The organism is Candidatus Thermoplasmatota archaeon (assembly GCA_018814355.1).
GTDB lineage: Archaea > Thermoplasmatota > Thermoplasmata > UBA10834 > UBA10834 > COMBO-56-21.
The window spans coordinates 1-4,183 of sequence record JAHIZT010000009.1 but is presented as its reverse complement, the minus strand read 5'-3'; the positions used below and the strand labels follow the sequence as shown (position 1 = coordinate 4,183).

Sequence of the window (4,183 nt, the reverse complement as noted above, 5' to 3'; positions counted from 1 at the left end):
CCATCTCCAACGGGATGGCAGGGGGTCTACGGTTCGACCCCGGCGCGTTCCAGCATGACGTGATGATGATCCTATACGAGCCAGCGATGGCCGCACGGTCGGAGCCGAATGGAACGAGTCACGCGGACATGGCAACATAGGCATGTCGACACTCGAGAATTGACAGAACCAAGGCTTGTTATATACTTCAGTCAATGTGGACATGAAAGTATCCGAGGCTGAACGGAGATGAACAGCAAGAAGATAGCGATCATAGGCGGCGGGAACATGGGCATGGCCCTAGCAAGGGGCATCCTTCAGACCAAGTGGGCAACCCCCGAGCGCATCATGATCGCAGAGCCGTTGAAGGAGAGGCTGGAGCACATCAGGGGTCTAGCACACGACATCAAAGCCTCGCATTCGAACCTTGACGCCGCGACCTGGGCCGACATTATCCTCCTGTCCGTCAAGCCCCAGATCATGTCCCATGTCCTTGACGAGATCAAGCCGGCTATGAAAGACAGCAAGCTCATCATCTCGGTTGCGGCGGGGGTCCCGACTGCCTCGATTGAGAAGCGTGTGGGCGGGAAGGTCCCAGTGATCAGGGCGATGCCGAACATCGCTGCTGTGGTCCGGGAGGCGGCGACCGCGATCTGTCAAGGCAAGTACGCTACAGAATCCGATCTGGCGATAGCGAGGCACATCTTCGAATCCGTCGGAATAGTCGTCGATGTCGATGAGGACCTGATGGACGCGGTCACGGGCCTGAGCGGTACCGGCCCGATGTACGTTTTCCAGATACTCGAGGGACTCTCGGACGCAGGTGTGAAGGTCGGCCTCTCCCGAGACATTGCGAACACGCTCTCGATCCAGACTCTCATCGGAGCCTCGAAGCTCATCAAGGAGACGAAGGAGCACCCGGCCAAATTGAAGGACCTCGTGACATCTCCCGGCGGGACAGCTATCAGCGCGTTGCACTCGCTCGAGAGGAACGGCTTGAAGGCCATGCTGATCGACGCGGTCGAGGTCGCAGCGAAGAGGTCGAGCGAGCTAGGGTCGCAAAGGAAGGACTGAGCCCAGGCTATTCCAGTAGCCTTTTCGCCTTTTTGGGATCGTCGGTTCCGAGCGCGAGTGCCGCCGGTGTATCTTTCTTGCCAATCACGAACACGGAGTTGATGTTGACACCTGCCTTGGCGGCTCGTCTGGCAACCTTGGCTATCTCTCCAGGTCTGTCTATCAAGTCTACGAGGACCACGTCCGTCTCCTCGAAATCAAAGCTGGCCCTTGACAATGCCTTCCTCGTAGAGTATTCATCGTCCGTGATCACTTTCACCGTCGGTCTCGGCCCCATCTTGTCCGTAGCCAAGCCCCTGATGTTGATGGCGCTCTGGGCCAGAGCCTCGGTCACACGTGCTAGCTCCCCTATCTTATCCTCCACGAAAATGTTGAACTGCTTCGTCGCGCGCGCCCCCGCGTGTTAAGGGGTGTCAATGACCAAAAAGGTTGTCCTCAGCCCGCACCACCCCTTCAACGCCTTGGTCTTCCATCCGGTCCGTAGTACCTGCGCTTGATCCAGAGCGCGACGTTCACGAGGCTGATCAGAACCGGCACTTCCATGAGGGGCCCGATGACAGTAGCGAAAGCCTCAAGAGATGCGATCCCGAATGTGGCGACTGCGACGGCGATGGCGAGCTCGAAGTTGTTGCTCGCGGCGGTGAACGATTGTGTTGCACCCTGGCTATACGTGAAGCCAAGCCTGTGCGACAGTGCGAAGCTCATGAAGAACATGAGCAAGAAATAGGCCACTAGTGGGAGGGCGACTCTTATCACCAGGTCGGGACTGTCGATGATCCTCTCACCCTGCAACGAGAACATCACGACGATCGTGAACAGGAGACCCAGGAGTGCCAAGGGACTGATCTTCGGAGCGAACACATTGTCGTACCAGTCTCGGCCCTTCCTCCGCGCAATCAAGTACCAACTCGCAACACCTGCAGCGAACGGTATCCCCAGGAATATCAGGACGTTCTTCGCGATGTCGGCCATCGTTATGTTGACCACTATGGCTTCGGAAGATGGCGAGACCACGGGCGTCATGACGGTGATGAAGAAGTAGGCAAGGACTGAGTACATCACTATCTGGAAGACCGAATTGAGGGCGACGAGCACAGCACAGTACTCGCAGTCCCCTTCCGCCAGCATGTTCCAAACGAGCACCATCGCGATGCATCTGGCAATTCCGACGAGTATCAGGCCGTTCCTAAGCGGCGCGTCGCTCGGATCGGGGAGGAACAGCCATGCGAGTGAGAACATCAGTACGGGTCCGATGGCCCAGTTGAGCAGGAGCGATGTGCTGAACATCTTCTTCGCCTCCTTAAGCTTACCCAACTCTTCGTAGCGCACCTTTGCGAGCGGGGGGTACATCATCACCAGTAGGCCGATCACAATTGGCAAGGAGACGTTGAAGATCTTGATGGAGTCGAGGATGTCCGCAATCTCAGGGAATGCATACCCAAACCCTACGCCGATGGCCATTGCGATGAATATCCAGAGCGTTAGGAACTCGTCGAGAAAGGACAGCTTCTTCTTTGGCGTCTCGCATGACGCCGAACATTCTCCTGACATCCTATCATTCCGAGACTAGACCGTGCTTCCTTCTTAAGGCCTTCAGCTCGTCGCGCAGTTCAACGAGGGTCGGGAAGGATATGGCCTCCTCTGGGCATTTGCCACCGCAACCGGTGCAGCTAACGACGCATCGGTACGGATTGGCGACATGGGGTTTGTCGTCCATAGCGTAGACTCCCCTATGGCAGAACTTGACACATACTCCGCATGCATTGCACCTCTCAGAGTCTATCGTAGGAAACCACTGTATCGCCTCTCGCGGTATCCCGTGATAGCGCTCTTCGAGCTGGCCAAGGCGCTTCCCCCTGAGCTGCTTGAACTCCGCCCAGACAGCGTCATGGTACTGCTTCTCCACTGAGTCGGGGACATAATTGTGAACCTTGAGTTCCTTGAGCAGGGCCGCCCTCTGCTCCTGGTCGGTGCCGTTGATGTGCTCCATGCCCTTTGCCATGATCTCGTCGAAACCGGCTATGCCGAGCTCCTGACCACCGATCTTCACACGCTTGCAGACCGGCTTCCCTGGACAACATGGGCCTGCCATCATCTCACCTTGATTTGACATCAATCGCGCACGCTATATCTCTCTCTCAGGTTCTTCAGCGTTTCCTTCAATTGAGAGTGCGTCGGGAACGATATGGCCTTCTCTGGACAGAAGCTGCGGCAGCTGGTGTTCCCAACGACACAGCTGTATGGTCTCACGACGTGCGACTTACCGTCGAAATGGAAGACACCGTGTACGCAGAACTCGATGCACGAGCTACACCCGGAGCATTTCGCCTGATCCACCTTCGGGAACCATTGGATCTCCTCCCTCGGGATGCCCTTGAAGCTCGACTCCAGCTGCTCACGCCTGAGCACTCTGGCTTTCTTGTACTCGGTCCACAGTGATGCGATGTACTCGTTCTCGACCGAGCCAGGGACGTAGTTCCTGGCCTTCAGCTCGCTCAAAAGGACTCGTTTCTGCTCGTCATCACTGCTATCGATGTGTTCGAGCCCTTTATCGACTATGTCCCTGAGCCCCGATATGCCTACCTCCAATCCCCCGACTTTCATCGAGTTGCTCAGTGATTTCGAGTAGCATTCACGGCTCTCAGTCAGTTGTTCCTCACCCCAGTATGTCCCAGGCTCTCATCGCAATCATGACCGTGAGACTGTCGGCAATGTGCAGACAAAGAAATCAATCCTCTCCTTGATTCTGACCGTCGAGCTGTGGTGTCAATCAGCACCCGGAACACCTGAGCCCCCACGGGGACCGGGTGAGGAAGACTCTGATGCACGCACTGGCCGCAAGGACAACGTCGAACAGGACCAAGATGATCTCGGCCTCGACTATCTTCTCGAGCAGCTTCTTGGAACCACAAGGAGTACGGAAAGGCCGTCTGACCTCTTCTGGCTTTCGCTGTCAGACGGGACTGTCGGACACTTCTCTTGGCAATCGATCATGCTGGAAAATTATATAAGCAATCGAAATATATCACGTCATGGGATGCACTGAGCCGCGCATGGACATGGTCGTTGAGAGGACACCATACCCTCCGCGGACGGCCTCTCCCGGACATACTGGAGAGGGATGATGCCT

5 protein-coding genes are annotated in these 4,183 nt (G+C 56.4%); 1 reads left to right on the top strand and 4 read right to left on the bottom strand.

What is annotated here, in order from left to right:
* The first annotated feature begins 228 nt into the window (after positions 1-228).
* Positions 229-1,053: a pyrroline-5-carboxylate reductase gene (gene proC / locus KJ653_00305; GenBank protein ID MBU0684283.1), complete on the top strand. Its 825-nt coding sequence runs from the start codon at positions 229-231 to the stop codon at positions 1,051-1,053.
* Between the two features lie 7 nt (positions 1,054-1,060).
* On the opposite strand, the gene KJ653_00300 is transcribed toward proC, so the two are convergent.
* The 4 genes from KJ653_00300 to KJ653_00285 all read right to left on the bottom strand — a co-directional run bounded on the left by KJ653_00300 (position 1,061) and on the right by KJ653_00285 (position 3,657).
* Positions 1,061-1,387, bottom strand: coding sequence for a hypothetical protein (locus tag KJ653_00300; GenBank protein ID MBU0684282.1), 327 nt, complete (start codon positions 1,385-1,387; stop codon positions 1,061-1,063).
* A 119-nt stretch (positions 1,388-1,506) separates the two neighbouring features.
* A complete protein-coding gene (arsB, locus tag KJ653_00295) occupies positions 1,507-2,604 on the bottom strand; it encodes an ACR3 family arsenite efflux transporter (GenBank protein MBU0684281.1) in 1,098 nt (365 codons plus the stop codon).
* A gap of 4 nt (positions 2,605-2,608) precedes the next feature.
* Positions 2,609-3,043: a ferredoxin family protein gene (locus tag KJ653_00290; protein ID MBU0684280.1), complete on the bottom strand. Its 435-nt coding sequence runs from the start codon at positions 3,041-3,043 to the stop codon at positions 2,609-2,611.
* Between the two features lie 122 nt (positions 3,044-3,165).
* On the bottom strand, positions 3,166-3,657 hold the full coding sequence (locus tag KJ653_00285; protein ID MBU0684279.1) for a hypothetical protein: 492 nt from the start codon (positions 3,655-3,657) through the stop codon (positions 3,166-3,168).
* Between the last annotated feature and the right edge of the window lie 526 nt (positions 3,658-4,183).